At 62.5% G+C, this 15078-nt stretch carries 15 protein-coding genes; 11 read left to right on the top strand and 4 right to left on the bottom strand.

Annotation, left to right across the window (positions count from 1 at the left end; genetic code table 11):
* Positions 1-1140 carry a ferrochelatase gene (gene hemH / locus AAF358_08305; protein ID MEM7705537.1) on the bottom strand — a complete coding sequence of 380 codons (1140 nt, stop codon included), beginning with the start codon at positions 1138-1140 and terminating at the stop codon, positions 1-3.
* Between the two features lie 193 nt (positions 1141-1333).
* Between hemH and AAF358_08310 the strand changes: the two genes are divergently transcribed.
* The 4 genes from AAF358_08310 (at position 1334) to tatC (ending at position 3889) form a co-directional block, all read left to right on the top strand.
* Positions 1334-2266, top strand: coding sequence for an IPTL-CTERM sorting domain-containing protein (locus tag AAF358_08310; GenBank protein ID MEM7705538.1), 933 nt, complete (start codon positions 1334-1336; stop codon positions 2264-2266).
* Positions 2267-2412: 146 nt separating this feature from the next.
* Complete coding sequence (tatA, locus tag AAF358_08315) at positions 2413-2637, top strand: Sec-independent protein translocase subunit TatA (GenBank protein MEM7705539.1); 225 nt, start codon at positions 2413-2415, stop codon at positions 2635-2637.
* A 23-nt stretch (positions 2638-2660) separates the two neighbouring features.
* Positions 2661-3092 (top strand): Sec-independent protein translocase protein TatB, encoded by a 432-nt coding sequence (gene tatB / locus AAF358_08320; GenBank protein MEM7705540.1) that lies wholly within the window; start codon positions 2661-2663, stop codon positions 3090-3092.
* Positions 3089-3889, top strand: coding sequence for a twin-arginine translocase subunit TatC (tatC, locus tag AAF358_08325; GenBank protein MEM7705541.1), 801 nt, complete (start codon positions 3089-3091; stop codon positions 3887-3889). Before tatB ends, tatC begins: the two co-directional genes overlap by 4 nt.
* A 253-nt stretch (positions 3890-4142) precedes the next feature.
* Here the strand turns inward: tatC and AAF358_08330 are convergent, their stop codons facing one another.
* The gene (locus AAF358_08330) at positions 4143-5039 is read right to left on the bottom strand and encodes a LysR family transcriptional regulator (protein ID MEM7705542.1); all 897 of its coding nucleotides are present in this window, start codon (positions 5037-5039) and stop codon (positions 4143-4145) included.
* A gap of 140 nt (positions 5040-5179) precedes the next feature.
* Between AAF358_08330 and AAF358_08335 the strand changes: the two genes are divergently transcribed.
* From AAF358_08335 to AAF358_08345, 3 genes are all read left to right on the top strand, one after another.
* Positions 5180-5842, top strand: coding sequence for a peroxiredoxin-like family protein (locus AAF358_08335; protein ID MEM7705543.1), 663 nt, complete (start codon positions 5180-5182; stop codon positions 5840-5842).
* A 68-nt stretch (positions 5843-5910) separates the two neighbouring features.
* The gene (locus tag AAF358_08340) at positions 5911-6633 is read left to right on the top strand and encodes an SDR family oxidoreductase (GenBank protein MEM7705544.1); all 723 of its coding nucleotides are present in this window, start codon (positions 5911-5913) and stop codon (positions 6631-6633) included.
* A 27-nt stretch (positions 6634-6660) separates the two neighbouring features.
* On the top strand, positions 6661-7179 hold the full coding sequence (locus AAF358_08345) for a carboxymuconolactone decarboxylase family protein (GenBank protein MEM7705545.1): 519 nt from the start codon (positions 6661-6663) through the stop codon (positions 7177-7179).
* Between the two features lie 73 nt (positions 7180-7252).
* On the opposite strand, the gene AAF358_08350 is transcribed toward AAF358_08345, so the two are convergent.
* A complete protein-coding gene (locus tag AAF358_08350; GenBank protein MEM7705546.1) occupies positions 7253-9097 on the bottom strand; it encodes a GspE/PulE family protein in 1845 nt (614 codons plus the stop codon).
* Positions 9098-9249: 152 nt separating this feature from the next.
* Between AAF358_08350 and glyQ the strand changes: the two genes are divergently transcribed.
* The 4 genes from glyQ to AAF358_08370 are packed head-to-tail and all read left to right on the top strand — an operon-like array spanning position 9250 to position 13544.
* The gene (gene glyQ / locus AAF358_08355; GenBank protein MEM7705547.1) at positions 9250-10176 is read left to right on the top strand and encodes a glycine--tRNA ligase subunit alpha; all 927 of its coding nucleotides are present in this window, start codon (positions 9250-9252) and stop codon (positions 10174-10176) included.
* Positions 10173-12263: a glycine--tRNA ligase subunit beta gene (gene glyS / locus AAF358_08360; protein MEM7705548.1), complete on the top strand. Its 2091-nt coding sequence runs from the start codon at positions 10173-10175 to the stop codon at positions 12261-12263. The genes glyQ and glyS overlap by 4 nt, the downstream gene beginning before the upstream one ends.
* On the top strand, positions 12260-12817 hold the full coding sequence (locus AAF358_08365; protein MEM7705549.1) for an HAD-IIIA family hydrolase: 558 nt from the start codon (positions 12260-12262) through the stop codon (positions 12815-12817). The genes glyS and AAF358_08365 overlap by 4 nt, the downstream gene beginning before the upstream one ends.
* Positions 12810-13544: a lysophospholipid acyltransferase family protein gene (locus AAF358_08370; GenBank protein ID MEM7705550.1), complete on the top strand. Its 735-nt coding sequence runs from the start codon at positions 12810-12812 to the stop codon at positions 13542-13544. The genes AAF358_08365 and AAF358_08370 overlap by 8 nt, the downstream gene beginning before the upstream one ends.
* Here AAF358_08370 and AAF358_08375 read toward each other — a convergent pair.
* A complete protein-coding gene (locus AAF358_08375; protein ID MEM7705551.1) occupies positions 13541-14998 on the bottom strand; it encodes a DEAD/DEAH box helicase in 1458 nt (485 codons plus the stop codon). The genes AAF358_08370 and AAF358_08375 overlap by 4 nt on opposite strands.
* Positions 14999-15078 lie beyond the last annotated feature (80 nt).

Raw genomic sequence — 15078 nt, forward strand, 5'->3', positions numbered from 1 at the left:
TCAGCCGCTGGCGCCGAGCGCCCGGGCCCGTTCCACCCGGGCAGCCAGGTCGGATGGCGTCTCCTGCAGCTGCTGCCAGCCGGGCCAGCCGCCGACATGCTGCTCGACCAGCTTGGCCACCATGGCCGCGTGATCGGACTGTTCGTTGAGGGCGGGGATGTAGCTGTACCGCTTGCCGCCCGCTTCCTCAAACAGTTCACGGTTTTCCATCGCGATCTCTTCGAGCGTTTCCAGGCAGTCAGCGGCAAAGCCCGGGCAGATGACCTGCACGTCCTGGACCCCTTCACCCGGCAGCTCCTCCAGACGCTGATCCAGGTAGGGCTGCAGCCAGGTCTCGCGGCCGAAGCGTGACTGGAAGGCGAGCTCCCACTGGTCATCCTGAAGCCCGAGCGCCTCGGCCAGCAGTCGCGCGGTCATCTGGCAAAGGCAGTGGTAGGGGTCGCCGGTCATAAAGTAGCGCTGCGGAATCCCATGGAACGACATCAGCAGCTTCTGCGGCTGGCCGTGATCAGCCTGGTGCGCACGCACGCTCTCGGCCAGCGCCTGAATGTAGGCCGGGTGGTCGTGGTAGGTGTTCACGAAGCGCAGCTCCGGTATCCAGCGGCGCCGGGCTAGCGAGGCGGCAACGCCGTCGAAGGCTGCCGCCGTTGTGCTGGACGAATACTGGGGAAACAGCGGTAGCACCAGGAGCCGTCGAACGTTTTGGGCCTCCAGGGCGTCGAGCGCCGCCGGGATCGACGGGTTACCGTAGGTCATCGCCAGCTCGACGGCCGGGCCGCCGGACTGATCGTCCGCATCGCGCGGCCCGCTGCCGAGCTTGGCGGCGACCGCCTCGGTGAGCCGCTGGCTGTAAACCAGCAGCGGCGACCCGTCTTCGTGCCAGATGCTCGCATATTTGCGGGCCACGGGGCCTGGCCGGACGCGCAGTATCACCAGGTTAAGAATGATCTTCCAGAGCCAGCGTGGTGCATCCACCACCCGCCGATCTGACAGGAATTGGGCAAGGTAGCGCCGCACAGCGCTGGCGTTTGGCGCGTCCGGGGTGCCAAGGTTGAGCAGCAAGACGCCGTCCCGCGCCGCGGAACCATGATCGTAGGCAGAGTTTCGCCCACGATCTTGTGTCTGGGTTTCCGTGTTCACACTATATATCGTGTCCTTGCCGGCAATTTTTCGCTGCGTCTTCGATGACAACACGGCCCCGGCCAGCACGCCGAGGAAACCGCTAACGCTATGATCTGCCGAAAAAATCTGCTAAGTTGACCGTTGTCGCTGAGTGACGACAGCGGCTAATGGATACCTTAAAACAACTGGTGTGAAGTTAGTAGCAATGCCCTTGACCCGGTCCATTGCCACGATCGCGGGCCTTTTGGTGGCCGGCGTCGTGCTGCCCGCTGCGGCTATCGCGCAGAGCTTTGGGTTCGCCGTAAACTCCGACGACGAGTTTGACGCCGACCAGCTCCTGCGCGTCAATCTGTTCAGCGGCGCCACCGAATTTATTGGGCCGCTACCCACCAGCCTCGAAGACGTAGAAGGCCTCGCTTTCGGCCCCGACGGTACGCTCTACGCGGTCGACAACGCAACCAAAGCCGTGTTTGTCGTCAACCCGGAAACCGTCAACGCGCTGCCGGTGGGCAACCGGCGCCCCAATCTGGGCTTTTCGACCGCATCCAACCTCGATTTTGGGATGACTTTCACCTGTGACAACCGGCTGCTGCTGGTGGCGGAAGAGACTCAGTCGCTGTACGAGATCGACGTCACGACGGGACAAGCCAGCGTGATCGGCGCCAGCGGTGGCCTCGGCAACCCGATGACCGCCATCGCCAGCTACGGCGACCGCACCGTGGCCTTGGCGTCGGGCGGTACCTTGCACGACATTGACGTAGAGGCAGGCACCTCCTCGCTGATCGGTCAGATCCAGGGGTTTGAGATCAACGATGCTGGTCTCGCCTTTGACGCTGACGGAACGCTGTGGGCGGTGCTGGACGGTACCCGCCCGGAAACGTTTGAGTTTCTGCCAGGGCGCATCCTGCAGATTGATCTGGCGACCGCCGAAGCCCAGGAATTTGCGCAGACCCGTCCCGGTATCGAGTCGCTGGCGGTGGCGCCGCCCAACGGCTGCACCACGGGCACGCCATCACCCGGCGAGCCGGTTCCGACGCTTTCCCAATGGGCACTGATCCTGCTGGTGCTGCTGCTGGGAGCGGCACCCCTGGCTTCACGCCGCTCGGCTCAGCGGTTCACCGACGCCAATCGCGGGCGCCGCTAAGCCACACCCAAGCGGTATGGTTCCCCTACACAACCCCGTTGTGGCGTGCCTCAGCTGTGACTCACGTTCATTTCCTTGTCACCGGTGATCATGCACAATGGTGGGCTGTTAAGTCGCCAGTGGCGACATCGATAACGAGGTAAGTCATGTTAGGTGGAATCAGTATTTGGCAGCTGTTGATCATTTTGGTGATCGTCATGATGCTGTTCGGCACCAAGAAGCTCCGCAATATGGGCAGCGACCTTGGTAGCGCCATCAAAGGTTTCCGCAAGGGTATGAGCGAAGACGAGCCAGAGAAGCTCGAAGCTGATCCGCCGGAGCCGATGAACAGCGAAGCCGAGGGCGCCAAAGAAAAAAGTGGTACCTCCTGATTTTCTGATCAGCGACTCAAGTCATGTTTGACATCGGTTTTTGGGAGCTCTCCGTCATCGGCGTGATCGGGCTGCTGGTGCTGGGACCCGAACGCCTGCCAAAAGTCGCCCGAGTCGTGGGCGGCTACCTGCGCAAGGCCCGCAGCACCTGGGCCAACGTGCGGGCCGAGATCTCCGCGGAGCTCAACGCCGAAGAGTTCAAAGAAGCGATGAAGCAGCCCGCTGAAGAGCTCAAGTCGGCGATGGCTGAACCGATGAAAGACCTCGAGTCGCTGAAAAAATCCGCTGGTGAGACCATGTCTTTTGATCAGCCCGAGTCGTCCGAAGCAAACCAAACTGACGCAGCTTCGGACGAGAGTGATGCGGCCAAAATGGCAGAGGGTGCCAGCGACGTGACGGCCGAAGCCGATGAGCAAGCGGGCGCATCTGATAGCGTCCCGGACAAGACCGCATGAGTTCGCCCGCCGATTCCGACAGCAACGACTTCGCCGACGGCGTACCCGGCGATACCGAACAGAGCTTTCTGTCCCACCTGGTCGAGCTTCGGCAGCGCGTTATGTGGGCCGTGCTGGCGGTGCTGATCGTGACCCTCTGCCTGCTGCCGTTTTCCCGGGACATCTACAATTTCCTTGCTGCACCGCTGCTCGACGAACTGCCTGAGGGTGTCACCATGGTGGCCGTTGAGGTGGCATCACCCTTTCTGACCCCCTTCAAGATGACCCTGCTGACCGGCGTGTTCCTGGCCATGCCGGTGATTATTTTTCAGATCTGGTCTTTCGTCGCGCCAGGACTCTACAGCCACGAAAAGCGCATTGCGGTACCTATTTTGGTTTCCAGCTGCGCGCTGTTTTACTTAGGCTGCGCGTTCGCCTACTTCGTGGTGTTTCCGCTGGTGTTTGCGTTTTTCAACGCGGTTACGCCCGAGGGTGTGACCTTCATGCCGGACATCGCGCATTACCTGAATTTTCTACTGCTGATCTTCTTTGCGTTTGGGCTCGCCTTCGAGGTGCCGATTGTGGTGTTTATCTTGCTGGCCCTCGGTGTGACCACCGCGGAGTCACTGCACGAAAAGCGTCCGTACATCATCGTCGGAGCGTTTGTCGTCGGCATGCTGCTGACGCCACCCGACATCATCTCGCAAACCCTTTTGGCCCTGCCCATGTGGGTGCTCTACGAGCTGGGGATCATCTTCTCGAAGATCCTGCTGAACCGCATGCCGGCCCGCGACGACGAGGCTGAGGGCGAAGCCTGACGGAAACTCGTTGGCAGGTGCCTTCGTTCCCCGGCCTAGTCGTTAGCGGCCAAACCGGGGACGCCGTGAATCCTTCCCTGGAGGCTTGGCCTCGCCATCCATGGCTCGGACACCCCGGTTTGGCCGCTAACGACTAGGCCCTCCCATTGCTGCACGCTCCTCGCGCTGAGTATCGGCAAGCGAAGTCATTTGCGCCTGCGATTTACTCGTAGACCTAGAGGTGGAACGATCGGAACGGAGCCAGGCGGAGTTCCTATGTGCTGTCCGCGTCCCGGAATGACCTGATCAGGTAATCAACGAAGGCGCGGGCTGACGCTTTAGCCTGCCGACCGCCGGCAAGAATTGCGTTGGCTTCCACGGCCCCGATATGCCAGTCCGGCAGGAGCTGAACCAGCATGCCGTTCTCAATTTCCGAGCGGCATCCCATGAGTGCGGTCGATACCACTCCCATACCCGCCAAGGCCGCCGCCGTGGTTCCTTCGTTGACGGTGATCATGAGTCGGCTCTCGACTCGAACCGACGTGGTCTTCCCGCCTTTGCTGAAGGTCCATCCCGCCGAGCCGGAACTCGACGGCCCCAGAATGATTTGATGTGCGGCCAGGTCTGCCGGAACCTTCGGCGTTCCGGCCCTAGCCAGGTATTCCGGCGCTGCCGCCAGAAGGCGCGGGGAGTCAGCGAGCTTCCGCGCAGTCATGCTGGAATCGCGTAGCGTTCCAAAGCGCAGCGCCACATCGATCGCCTCCTCGATCAGACTCTGGTGTGAGTCGGTGAGCACCAGATCGATTCTCAGCTCAGGGTGCTGCGCCACAAACGCCGGCAGGCGCGGGATGATTTCTCTTACCGCGAAGCTCGTCGAGGCGCCGACCCGCAGATTGCCGCGCAATTCTCCGGTGCCCCTCACCAGATGGTTCGCTTCTTCCAGCGACGCAAGAATAGGGTCCAGCCGCGCCAGGTACTCCGCTCCCGCCTCGGTGAGCTTCACGGCATGGGTGCTTCTTACCAGCAGCGCTGACCCCAACTCCTGCTCCAGCTTGGAGACGATCCTCGAGACCGAGGGCTGCGATAACCCGACTTCTTTGCCCGCCGCCGTAAAGCTGCCGGTCCTGGCGACCCGGCTAAACAGGCGCAGCGAAGAGATTCGATCTTTCATTTGTTTTTCAAATAATCAATAGCCATTTCTTGATGCTACCAATCATTTTTCATATGAGCAAAATGATCTCCATCGGCGGCTGAGCTCAGCTAAAGACAGCTCGGCAGCCCAAATCACCGACACGCAAAAGGAATGAAATCATGACGCTTCAAGAAAAACTCGACGCATTCAAGGCAGACTTTGAAACGCATCAGGCGCCGCCCGCGGCGGTGGAAGCCTTTCATCGTTCAACCCAGGAACTGATTGACGCCGGCTACGCAGAGCGCGCCCTGAAGGCCGGGGACCAGGCGCCGGAGTTCACGCTGTCCGATTCCGAGGGCAACGAGGTCTCGTCTCGAGACCTACTCACCGAAGGGCCGCTGGTCCTGACCTTTTACCGGGGCGTTTGGTGCCCCTATTGCAACCTTGAGCTGCAGGCGCTGGAAGCGGCAGTCGAGGATATCCAGGCTCGCGGGGCGACGCTCCTGGCGATTTCTCAGCAGAGCCCGAAGAACAGCCGCGCCGCTAAGCGGCAGAATAGGCTGAGCTTTCCAATCCTGACGGACCAGCAAGGCAAGCTGGCACAGCAGTTCGGTTTGCGCTGGGAACTTCAGAGTTACCTCATCGACGTCTTCAAGATGTTTGACGTCAACCTTCCGGCAATCCACGAGGACGACCAATGGACCTTGCCGATGCCCGCGCGCTACGTGATCGATCAGCAAGGCACCATCGTCTACGCAGAGATCAATCCGGACTATACCCAGCGGCCCGAGCCCAGCGATCTGTTGCCCGTTCTTGATCAGGTGATCCGGAAAGCAGCGTAACGACCCAGTCCCGGCGTCCGCCGGCGCGGCGCCGGGGCGTCCAGCTAAGCATATATAGGAATACCACCATGAAAATTTCCAACAGCACGATCCTGATCACCGGCGCGAATCGCGGCATCGGCCTTGCCCTGGTTGAGCAGGCCCTGGCAAAGGGCGCCGATCAGATTTACGCAACCTATCGTTCGCTCGAGAATCGAGCGCGGCTGGAGCAGTTTGGGCAGCGGGTGAAACCGCTGCACCTCGATCTCAGTGATCGGGACACAATCGCCCAGCTAGCACACGCAGTGCCGACACTGGATATCCTGATCAACAACGCGGGGCTGTTCAGCGCCGCCGATCTGCTGGAAGACACCGAAGCCCAGCTGCGCAGCGATTTTGAGACGAACTTTTTTGGCGCGCTTGCGGTTACCAAAACTGTGCTGCCCGCCCTGAAAAGCGGGACGCCGGCGGCTGTTGCCAATGTCTCCAGCATCTCGGGCCTGGCGTCGATGCCAAGCTTCGGCGGCTACTCAGCATCGAAAGCTGCCGTGCACTCGATGACACAGGCACTCCGGGCCAAGCTAAAAGCCGATTCCATCACGGTCCATGGCGTTTATCCCGGCCCTGTAGCCACTCGCATGACGGAAGGCTTTGAGATGGAAACAACGCCACCCGATGTGGTTGCCAAAGCCATGCTCGACGGCATCGAAAACGGCGTAGAAGAGATATTTCCGGACGCCATGTCGCAGCAGGTTGGCCCCGTTTATCTGGCGGCGCCCAAAAAGCTGGAACAGGCTTTTTCCGAATTTTGAGCTCGGGATCATCAAGGGAGACCACGCATGCAAAACTATACGACACATACGATTGAGAACGCTCCGCCAGCAGCGCGACCCGTCTTGGAGGCAGTCAAGGCGAAGATGGGTTTTGTCCCAAACCTGATGGCCACCATGGCCGAGTCGCCGGTGCTGGTGGAGAGCTACCTGACGATGATGACGCTGTTTGACAAGACGGCGCTTACCGAAACGGAGCGCCAGATCATTTTGATGACCAATAACCGTCTGAACGGCTGCACCTACTGCATGGCAGCGCACACCGCGGTTTCCCAACGGGCCGGGGTCGATGACGCCATCATCGAGGCGCTGCGCGTTTTTGCGATCATCGTCCATCGGTCACGCGGGCGACCAACGCCGGAGCAGATCGATGCCTTTCTTGCGGCGGGTTACACCAAGCAAACCGTGCTGGAAGTGATCGTCGGCACAAGCCTCAAGGTGCTTTCCAATTACACCACGCCCATCACTCAACCGAGCTTGGACAAGGCTTTCTCCTCCGTGGCTTGGAGCGAAGACATGGCTTCTTGATTCCGCCGGCGTGGTCGGCGTTGCTCGCGATACTTCACGCCCCGTTTCCTGCCATGCAATGTATGGCTGTGAACTACGCTTCGCCCGCACCGCGACTAGGCGCGACATCGCTGGTTTCCGGAACGCTGGCAGGGCCGCTGGCTTCGATACTTGGGGGTATCACGCGGAGGCACTCGGCAACCGTTGTGAGGCCCGCCGCTACCTTTCGCGCGGCGGCAACACGCAAGGGGCGCATGCCTCGGCGCTGCGCCAGGCGGGTGATGGCGAGCTGGTTGAGCTCCGGCTGGATGACCGCGGATACCGCGTCGTCCACCGTGAGCATCTCGTAGATCGCGGTGCGGCCCCGAAAGCCCGTATTGCGGCATTCGGTACAGCCCACCGGCTCGTTGACCGTCGCCGGCCGCTCCATCTTCCAAGGGCCGGTCAGGCTGCGCCACGCCGCTTCGCTGATCTCGGCGGGTTGGCGGCAATGCGGGCATAACGTCCTGACCAGCCGCTGAGCCACAATGCCGCTCAGCGTGCCGCGCAGCAGGTAGTGCGGCACGCCCAGATCCATCAGGCGAATGATGGCTGACGGCGCGTCGTTGGTATGCAGGGTAGAGATCACCAGGTGGCCGGTCAGCGAGGCCTGGATTGCCATCTGCGCGGTTTCCAGGTCGCGGATCTCGCCCACCATAATAATGTCAGGGTCCTGGCGCAGCAGCGTGCGCACGCCTTCGGCAAATCCCACGTCGATCGACGCCTGCACCTGCATCTGGTTAAACTCCGGACACACCATCTCGATGGGGTCCTCGACCGTGCAGACGTTGATGTCCGGCCGGGCCAGGTGGCGCAACGTGGCGTAAAGGGTGGTGGTTTTGCCCGATCCCGTCGGGCCGGTGACCAGCACAATCCCGTGGGGGCGCTCGACCATGCGCCGCCAGATCATCGCCTCATGCTCCGTAAAGCCCAGCTCGTCGAAACTGCGCGTGGCCACCTCCGGATCGAAGATCCGCATGACACATTTTTCGCCGAAAGCCGTCGGCATGGTGGACAGCCGCAGCTCGATCTCCTGGCCTGACGGGCTGCGCGTCTTGATCCGACCATCCTGAGGCCGACGCTTTTCCGCCAGATCCATACGCCCGAGGATCTTGATTCGGGAGGTTACGGCGGCCATCACCGGCGTCGGCATCTGGTAAACCTTGTGCAGATGCCCATCGATGCGGAAGCGTACGTTGCTGCGCTCGCGGCGTGGCTCCAAATGAATGTCGGACGCGCGCTGCTCGAAGGCGTACTGGAGCAGCCAATCGACGATGTGCACCACGTGCTGGTCGTCGGCCGACAGCTGGCCAGCCTGACCCAGCTCCAGCAGCTGCTCGAAGTTGAGCACCTTTTCGGTATCGCTGCGCAGGCGTGAATCCTCAGCGCCCTGCACCGAGCGTGAGACGCTGTAGAACTCCAGCACAAAGCGATTGATATCAAGGGGGCTGGCAACCACCGGACGGATCGTCTGACGCACGATCTGTTTCAGATCGTCACGCCAGGAGAGGTCAAACGGCTCGGAGGTGGCGATAACCAGCTCGTCCTCACCGACCTCAACGGGGAGGATGCGATAACGCTGGGCATACGACTGCGAAACGATGGACGTGACCGAGTCGACGTCCACCTCCATCGGATCGATGTGGTAGTGGTCCATGCCGGCCCGTTCCGCCAGCCAGCCGGTAAGGGTTTCGAGCGTCAGCGTGCGATCGGCGTAAGCCGCGTGCTGAAGCTTCTGGTTCGCCACCACGACCAGCGGATGCAGATGCACCCGCGCGCCGTCTCGACCGGCCTCACCCTTTAACAGGTTGGCGTCTTCCTGGAGCAGCCAGCCGTCGCTGACCAGCGCCGCCAGCACCTGCTCCAGGCTCAGGGGTTTTCCGCGCGCTAACTCATTCATCGCCTTATCTGTCCGCGTCGACGACCCGGGCTGTTCTCCCGTATCCGTAGGGTGGACCCATACGCCTTGTTGCTCGCTTCCCTGGGACGGTGGGTCCGGTTTGTCGAGTATAGCGGTTATACTGCGCGGCTAATTTTTGATGGTTTAGGGACATGCCGCAGGCTTCCACTTTTCAGTCGTTTATCACCCAGCTCAACCAGTTTTGGGCAGACCAGGGGTGTGTGTTGATTCAGCCGCTCGATACGGAAGTGGGCGCCGGTACGTTTCACCCGGCAACCTTCCTGCGCTCGATTGGTCCCGAGCCCTGGTCAGCCGCCTACGTGCAGCCCTGCCGCCGCCCGACCGACGGCCGCTACGGGGATAATCCGAACCGGCTCCAGCACTACTATCAGTATCAGGTTGTGATCAAGCCGTCACCGCTCGATATTCAGGAGCTATACCTGGAGTCGCTCAAGGCGGTGGGCATCGATCCGCTGGTTCACGACATCCGCTTTGTGGAAGACAATTGGGAGTCACCGACGCTCGGCGCCTGGGGCCTCGGCTGGGAGGTCTGGCTGAACGGAATGGAGGTCACGCAGTTCACCTACTTCCAGCAGACCGGCGGCCTCGACTGCAAACCGGTGACCGGTGAGATCACCTACGGCCTGGAGCGCCTGGCCATGTACCTGCAGGACATCGACAACGTCTATGACCTGGTGTGGACCCGCAGCGGTGATCGAACGGTGACGTATGGCGAGGCGTTCCACCAAAACGAGGTGGAGATGTCCACCTACAACTTTGAGAAGGCTGATGTACCGGTGCTGTTTCAGGCGTTCGACGAGTGTGAAAAAGCCTGCCGCGAACTCCTCGAGTCTGGGTTGTCGCTGCCGGCCTATGAGCAGGTGCTGAAAGCCTCGCACACCTTCAACCTGCTCGACGCGCGCAACGCGATTTCGGTCACCGAACGCCAGCGCTTTATTCTTCGGGTGCGGGATATGGCCAAGGGGGTCGCGCAGGCTTACTACGACAGCCGAGAAGCGCTGGGCTTTCCGGCGCTCGGCGAGGCCGAAGCACCGGTCGCCGAGGCGGTCGCCTCATGAGCACCGCCGCTGAAACCTTGCTCGTCGAGTTGGGTTGCGAGGAGCTGCCGCCCAAGTCGCTGGACCGGCTCGCCGACGCGTTCGCCGCCGGCGTCGCCGAGGAGCTGGCGGCGGCCGGCCTGACCGATGCGCAAACCGGCCAGGCCGAGGTGTTCTGCAGCCCTCGCCGGCTGACGGTCCGGCTGGCTGGCGTGCTGGCGCAGCAGCCGGATCGAGACGAAGAGCGGCTGGGGCCGGCGGTGGCCGCAGCGTTCGACGAGGCCGGCGAACCCAAGCCGGCGGCGCTGGGTTTCGCCCGCTCCTGCGGCGTTGAGCTGGCGGAGCTTGAGCAGCTGGAAACCGATAAAGGGGTCCGCCTGGCGCTGCGCCGCAGCGTGCCGGGGCAGCCGCTGCAGGAACTGATTGTCGGCATGCTGGAGCGCGCGCTAACCAAACTGCCCGTTCCCAAGCCGATGCGCTGGGGGGCCAGTCAGGCGCTGTTTGTCAGGCCGGTGCACTGGATTGTGGCGATGTATGGCAGCGAGGGCTTGGCTGGCGAGCTGTTTGATCAGCCGTTCAGCACCACCTCCCGCGGACATCGTTTTCTGGCTCCCGGCCCCGTGCCCATCAGCCATCCCGACGCCTATCCCGAAGCGCTTAAGGCGGCCGGCGTGCTCGTGGACCGACACGAACGGCGCGAGGAGATCCGCCGGCAGGTTGCGGCGCAGGTTGAATCACCCGACCAGGTGCAGCTCGACCCGGAGCTGCTGGATGAGGTCAACAACCTGGTCGAATGGCCAGCCGCCCTGGCCGGCGCCTTCGATTCAGCGTTTCTGGCGGTGCCCGCTGAAGCGCTGGTTTCGAGCATGCAGTCACACCTGCGCTTTTTTCCGGTGCGCGACAGCAGCGGCGAGCTGACGCCTCGTTTTGTCGGCGTGGCCAACATCGAGAGTCGAGACCCGGCCCAGGTCAGCCGAGGCTACGAGCGGGTGATTACGCCCCGTCTGGCCGACGCGCGATTTTTCTGGGAAACCGATCTCAAAACGCCGCTCACCGAACACCAGCAGACGCTCGCCGGCATGGTGTATCAGAAGGCTCTCGGCAGCCAGTGGGATAAGGTGCAGCGGGTGAGTCGCCTGGCCGCGTCCCTGAGCGACACGCTGGGCGTCAATCCGGCCTCCGCCGTGGCGGCAGCTGAGCTCGCAAAAACCGACCTGCTCACCCAGATGGTGGGAGAGTTCCCCGATCTGCAGGGCACTATGGGCCGCTACTACGCTTCGGCGCAGGGCCACCCGCAGGACGTCTGCGACGCGATCGAACAGCACTACCTGCCGCGTTTTGCCGGTGATCATCTGCCTCCGCCGGGGCCCGGCCAGGTGCTGGCGCTGGCGGAACGCATCGACACGCTCTGCGGTATCTTCGCCGCGGGGCTAAAGCCGAGCGGCAACCGAGACCCGTTTGCCCTGCGCCGCACCGCCCTGGGGCTGATTCGGATCATGATCGAAGGGCAGCTCGATCTGGAGCTTAAGCCCCTGATCGACCTGGGCCTAGCCGGCCTGACCGACCGGATCAGCGATGCGCCCGAGTCGGCCGACGAGGTGGAGCGATTTGTGATGGAACGGCTGCGGGCCTACTACGCGGACCAGGGCATCAGCACCGACGTCTTCGAGGCGGTGTGGGCGAGAAAGCCCAGCCGGCCGCTCGACTTCCACCAGCGGGTCACAGCGCTTCATCAGTTTGTGGACGACGACGCGGCGGCGGCGCTGGCGGCGGCCAACAAGCGGATCGCGAACCTGCTGCGCAAAGCGGAGCTCGAGTCGGTGCCTGCCGTCGACCCAGCGCGCTTTGAGGAAGCGGCGGAGACCGCGCTGTTTGAAGCCCTCGAGGGCGTGTCGGTCAGCGCGCGTCACGCGGCCGAGGAGCGGCACTATGACCAGGCGCTCACTCAGCTAGCCACGCTGCGACCGGCGGTTGACGCCTACTTTGACGCGGTAATGGTCATGGCCGAGGACCCAGCGCTGCGCGAGAACCGGCTGGCGACCCTGGCGCGCATCAAGGCGGGCTTTGACGATATCGCCGACATTTCCCTGCTGCGACCCGCGCCATGAAGCTGGTCGTCCTCGGTCGTGACGGTGTGATCAACCTGATCAACGAGGACGAACCGGTACGCCGGGATAGCTGGAAGCCCGTGCCCGGCAGCATCGCCGCCATTACCCGACTCAACCAGGCAGGCTATCGAGTGGTTGTCGCGACCAACCAGCAGGCGCTGTCTTTGGGTCAGCTCGGCGTGGAGGAGCTGCACGACGTGCACGAAATGATGCTGCGCGAGGTGCAGGAGAGTGGGGGTTCCATCGAAGGCATCTTTTTTGCCGCCAAAGGTAACCCCGACGGTCACGGCAAGCGTCAGCCGAAGGTCAACCTGCTGCGCCAGATCGAACAGCGTTACCACGTTCCCAGCACCGCCATCACCGTGGTTGGCGATTCCCGCGAAGATCTGGAGGCCGCCAAAGCGGTTGGCGCCCGCGCGCTGCTGGTGCAGACCGGCGACGGCGCCCACGCCTTGAGCGACCTCAACCACTTTGACGGTGTGACCATCTTCCGCGATCTGGCGGCTGCAGCCGAGCAGCTTTGCCGAGAGGCTGCCAATACGCCTCATGGCTAAGCTTCGGGCCGCGCTGTTTCTGCTGAACCTCGCGCTGTCGCTGGTGGTGTTTGTGCCGGTGCTGCTGCTCACCGTCGTGCTGCCGGTGGACTATCGGTTTTACTTTGCCCGGCGGTGGATCCGCTACACGCTCGCTAGCCTGAGCCTGATCGGGGGCATCAGCGTGGAGCTGCGCGGGCTGGAACATATCTCCCGCAGGCCGGTGATCTACTTCGTCAAGCATCAGTCTACGCTCGAGACCATCGTGCTGCAGGGGTTGCTGCCGCCCTTTTCCTGGGTGCTCAAAAAGCAGGTGTTCTACATCCCGCTGTTCGGCTGGGGTCTGGCCATCCTGAAACCCATCGCCATCGATCGGACCGCCGGCGCCAGCGCCGTGACCCAGGTCAAGGAGCAGGGTCTCGCCCGGCTGGCGGAAGGTCGATCGATCAGCATTTTTCCCGAGGGGACCCGGAAGGTGCCCGGCTCACCGCCAAACTACAAAATCGGTGGGGGCGTGCTCGCGGAAGCGGCTGACGTGCCGATTGTGCCGGTCGCCGTGAATACGGGGCTCTTCTGGCCGCCGAAAAGCCTGCTGATCGGAAGGCGTGGAAAAGCGGTGATCGAATTTGGGCCGCCGATGGATGTGAGCAGCCTCGGCGCGGCTGAGATTACCGCGAAGGCTCAAGCGTGGATCGAGCCGAATACCGACCGGTTGCTAAGCGAGGGCAGGGCCCAGTTGAGCCGCTAGGCTGAGCCTGCTTCGGGTGCAGCCTTGGGCTTGCGTCGACGCCGCCTGCGGCGACGTGGCTTGGGGGAATCGCCGCCACCGTCGTCACTCTTCGCGGCAGTCTCACCACCCTCGCCACCACCGGAGCCTCCCTCGGCGCTGGCGCGCGGGCCGCGCCCACCTGAACCCCCTCGCCGACCGCCGCCGGAGCTTCCGCCGCGAGGCCGGCCGCCACCGCGGCTGGGGCGACCCCCACGGCCATCTCGCGGGCGACGGGGCCTGGGCGCGGGCGGGTTGAGCTGCACCAGCAGCTCGGGATCAACACTCTCTACCGGAATGGACGCTTCGATATACGCTTCGATATCAGGCAGCGAGAAGGCGAAATCCTCACAGGCAAAGCTGATCGCGTCACCCTTGGAACCCAGCCTGGCGGTTCGCCCGATGCGATGCACGTAGTCCTCAGCGTCATGAGGCAGGTCAAAATTGAACACGTGGCTGACTTCGGGGATGTGCAGACCCCGGGCGGCGACGTCCGTAGCCACCAGAATGCCGATCTCACCTTCGTGGAACTTGGCCAGGAGCGTTTGCCGCTTGTTCTGCCGGACGTCGCCCGACAGCACTTCGGAAACAAAACCGTTGGTTTTCAGAAACGCGTTGACCTTTTCTGTCGCGGCTTTGGTGTTGCAGAACACCATGGTTCGATAAGGCTCGATTTGCTTCAGCAGGCCCACCAGCAGCGGTATCTTTTCGCTGTTCGCGGGGAAATACACCGTCTGAGTCACGCGGTCAGCGGTGATCTGCTCGGCTTCCACGTCCACCCGCTCCGGGCTGTTCATGTGTTCGTAGGCCAGCTCGGTGACGCGGTAGGAGAGGGTGGCCGAAAACAGCATGTTCAGCCGATCTTCCGGTGCCGGCATCCGACGCAGCAGGTAGCGGATGTCCTTAATGAAGCCCAGGTCGAACATGCGGTCCGCCTCATCGAGCACCAGAACCTCAATATGACGGAGGTTGAACACCTTCTGCTTGAAGTAATCGATGATGCGTCCCGGCGTACCGATCAGGACGTCAACGCCGTCTAAAAGAGTTGCGCGCTGCTTTTCGTAGTCGATACCGCCGTAGGCGAGCGCTAGCTTAAGCCCGGTGTGCGCGCCGAGGACCTCCGCGTCCTTGTGGATCTGGATCGCCAGCTCCCGCGTCGGCGCTAAGATAATCGCGCGGGGGTTGTTGGCCCGGCGCTCGGGGTCTTTCGGCTGGGTGGTCAGGAGGCGCTGAAACGCGGCCACCAGAAACGCACCCGTCTTGCCGGTTCCGGTTTGACCCTGGCCGGCCACGTCTTTTCCCTCCAGCGCGAGCGGCAGGCTCTGCGCCTGGATCGGCGTACACATCTCGAAACCCGCATCGCGCAAGCCGGCGCTGATCTCGGGGACGAGATCAAATTGATCGTAGCGAACGTCAGAAAAAGTCGGTTTTGACATGGGGCGGGAAGACCAGCGTTGATGGCTTGATTTGCTTTTCTGCTTCGGCTCCAATGCCTGAAGGCCAGCAAAACGACAGA

It is taken from the genome of Pseudomonadota bacterium, from assembly GCA_039033415.1.
GTDB lineage: Bacteria > Pseudomonadota > Gammaproteobacteria > Xanthomonadales > SZUA-38 > JANQOZ01.